Origin of the sequence: Flavobacterium sp. UMI-01, assembly GCF_019656315.1 — a bacterium.
GTDB lineage: Bacteria > Bacteroidota > Bacteroidia > Flavobacteriales > Flavobacteriaceae > Flavobacterium.
In genome coordinates this window covers 1-3,211 of record NZ_BPLU01000005.1, presented here as the reverse complement: position 1 = coordinate 3,211, position 3,211 = coordinate 1, and the positions used below count along the sequence as shown (strand labels likewise).

The window sequence follows — 3,211 nt, the reverse complement described above, 5'->3', positions numbered from 1 at the left end:
CCTAAATCGTCACCAATTGCGACTTTACAAGTGATTTTTTCCAAAGCGATATTCAACTCTGTTTTTCCGTTGTCTTTCCCTAGAGTAATTTTTTCTTCTTTGGTGTTGTATTCTGGTTTTTCTGCTCTTACGTAATAGGTGTTATCACATTCTACCGTAAAGGAGTAATTTCCTTTTTCATCAGACATCATAGAAGAGATGTCTTTAAATCTTTTGTCAAAAAGACTTACTTTAGTATTTGGAAGGATTTCTTTAGTGTCTATATCGGTAATTTGGCCGTACAATAGTTGCTCACAGGTTAATCTTCTTGTTTCAAGAAATTTATAAATATCATCATAACCTTTACCACCGTCTTTGTTTGAAGTAAAGAATCCTCTTCGAGATTTTGAGTCAATTAAATAAGCAAAATCATCTTTAGGGGAATTAATGTCTGCACCAACATTTTGTACCTCACCAAAGGTTCCGTCTTTACTGATTTTTGCTACAAATACATCTAATCCGCCTAACCCTGGATGTCCGTCAGAGGCAAAATAAATTTCGTTTTCTTGGCTTACAAAAGGAAAAGTCTCTCTACCAGGAGTATTAATGCTGTTTCCTAAATTTTCAGGCGTTCCAAAACTTCCATCGTCGTTAATTTTAACTTTAAACAAATCCGAAAGGCCTAGTGTCCCAGGCATGTCAGAGGCAAAATACAATGTTTTTTCATCTACACTAAGAGCTGGGTGACCTGTAGAATAGTTATCACTATTAAAAGGCAATTCGGTGATGTTAGACCATTTATCGTTTTCTAGAGTAGCTTTGTATATTTTAATAAGAGTTACATCATTTCCATTTTTACCTTTTTTACCCTCGATATAGTTGTTTCTTGTAAAATACATTGTATTGCCATCTTTGGTAAATACAGGAGTAGATTCATGGAATTTGGAGTTGATGTTTTTATCAAATTTAGTTGGAGTACCAGGAGTCATTTGCTCCCCTAAATCGGCTAGATATAAATTTGTAAAATATTGGTTGGTCCAAGTATGTTTTCTTTGTCCTAAGCTTCCTGTATCACGAGCCGAAGTAAAAACAATTTTGTTTTTATATAAAGCAGTACCGTAATCAGAATATTTAGAATTGATACCTGCATCTTCAATGTCAAACCGTCCTGAATTGGCTTTGATTTCAGCTAAATAATTTCTATTGTTTTTAAATAATTTAGCTCTATTGTCCTCCCCCGAAAGAGCGACGAATTTGGCTAGCATTTCATCAGCTTTTTTATTTTGGCCAATTGATTTTAAAGACTGAGCGTATCTGTAATAGTACTCAGGTTCCAAAGAGGTATTCAAAGCAAAGAGTTCACCATACCATTTGGCAGCATTTTCTAATTGCGCATTAAAATAATATGCATTCCCCAATTTTTGGAACATTTCAGCTGATTTATATCCTTTTTCAGCAACTCTTTCATAGGTTTTTATGGCATCTATATAAGCATAGTTGTCATATTTTTGGTCTGCTGCGGCTAATCTAGCTTTTTGTGAATAAATGTTTAGAGAAAAAACACTTACTATTGTTATATAAAGGAGTGTCTTATTTTTCATAATAATTGTTTTTAGAAGAATCTTGGAGTGGTGATTTTATCGTTGTTTTTGAAAATCTCGTAACGCAAGAATATTTCATGAGAACCAGAGTTATAATTGTTAAGATTGGTAGTTTCTCTATCATACCCATATCCAATATATAGAGCATCGGATATTTGGAATCCGGCCATTGCACTAATTGCAGCACTCCATCTATAGGAAGCTCCTAACATGAATTTGTCAAAGAATAAGAAATTAGCAGATAGGTCAGTTTGTAGGGGTGTTCCCTTAACAATTTTAGACAATAATGCAGGTTTGAATTTAATAGTGTTATTCAAATCAAAAACATATCCTGCTATTAAATAGTAGTTTATTTTTTCCTTAGAAAGAGCTACTTCGTTATCATCGTAACGATTGGTTTCAATAAAATTAGGGATAGAAAAACCTACATAGGCTTTGTCAGAGTGTAAGTAAACTCCAGCACCTAAATTAGGATTGAATTTACTAAAATTTTGTAATGTAGGATCACTTTGGTCCACAGGATTAAGTTTGCTATTGTCTAGGTCAAATAAATTAGCCGTAGCTTTTAAACCAAAAGAGAGTTTAAAAGTTTCTGAAGTAGGTACAGTGTAGGAGAGGTCAGCCGAAATAGTATTTTCGTTGGTAGGGCCAATACGATCATTAATGACCGAAACCCCAATTCCTAGTCTACTATTATTTAAAGGAGTATTGATTGAAACAGCATTTGTTACTGGTGCACCATCGAGTCCTACCCATTGAGTACGATGCAAAGCAAAGATACTCATGGCTCCTCTAGACCCCGCATAGGCAGGATTGACATTAATTGTGTTGTACATGTACTGAGTAAATTGCGAATCCTGTTGGGCAAAGCTTACTATTGTTGTAAACATCAAAACGAAAGAAAGTATTTTTGTCTTCATGTGGTTCTAGTTTTAACCTGAGGATTTTCATCCTCAGGAGTTAGAATTGAGTTGTAATTATCTAGCAAGGTATAAATACCCATCTTTAGTGTTGTTTGTACTATTGTTAAGGCCATCAATAGAGGTAAAGTTAAGAATGTAATAATAAGTTCCAGCAGGTAATCCAGAAGATTGACTAATTGTGGTTCTACCTTCTGATATACCTTTGAAAACTTTAGTTACATTGTCATAACCTGTAGTTTCATATACCAATACACCCCAACGGTTGTAAATCTCGATTGAGTTTGTAGGGTAACATAAAATGTCGTCTATATTTTCAATGATGAATTCTTCGTTTTTACCATCACCATTAGGTGAGAAAGCATTGTGTACGATGATATTACCACAACCCGCTACAATATTAGCTTCAACAATTTCACTATCAGAAGCACTGATAGGTGTATTGTTAGGAGTAAAACCATTAGCAAAAGCGACATTTGTAACAGATAGATTGACTCTGTCAATTTGCTTTACAGTATAGACAACTTCATATTCTTGATAAGTACCTGGGTCCAAACTACTGATGATGTTGTCTAATCCAGTTAATGGGTCTGTTACACTTATGTTATGTAAAGTTACATTACCTGTATTTTGAACTTGGATAGTATATTTTATTTGATCTCCCACATTACTGTAAAATTCAGTATTAGATACTTTTACCACATTTAAAAC

General features: G+C 34.0%; 3 protein-coding genes. All 3 read right to left on the bottom strand.

Annotated features, from left to right (window positions below):
* Nucleotides 1-1,580, bottom strand: a 1,580-nt coding sequence (locus K5R64_RS02345; RefSeq protein WP_220760473.1) for a carboxypeptidase-like regulatory domain-containing protein, incomplete at its 3' end; no start/stop codon positions are given.
* Nucleotides 1,581-1,591: 11 nt separating this feature from the next.
* A complete protein-coding gene (locus K5R64_RS02340) occupies nt 1,592-2,500 on the bottom strand; it encodes a type IX secretion system membrane protein PorP/SprF (protein ID WP_220760471.1) in 909 nt (302 codons plus the stop codon).
* A 57-nt stretch (nt 2,501-2,557) separates the two neighbouring features.
* Nucleotides 2,558-3,211 (bottom strand): gliding motility-associated C-terminal domain-containing protein (locus tag K5R64_RS02335; RefSeq protein WP_220760469.1); only part of this gene is annotated, 654 nt, incomplete at its 5' end.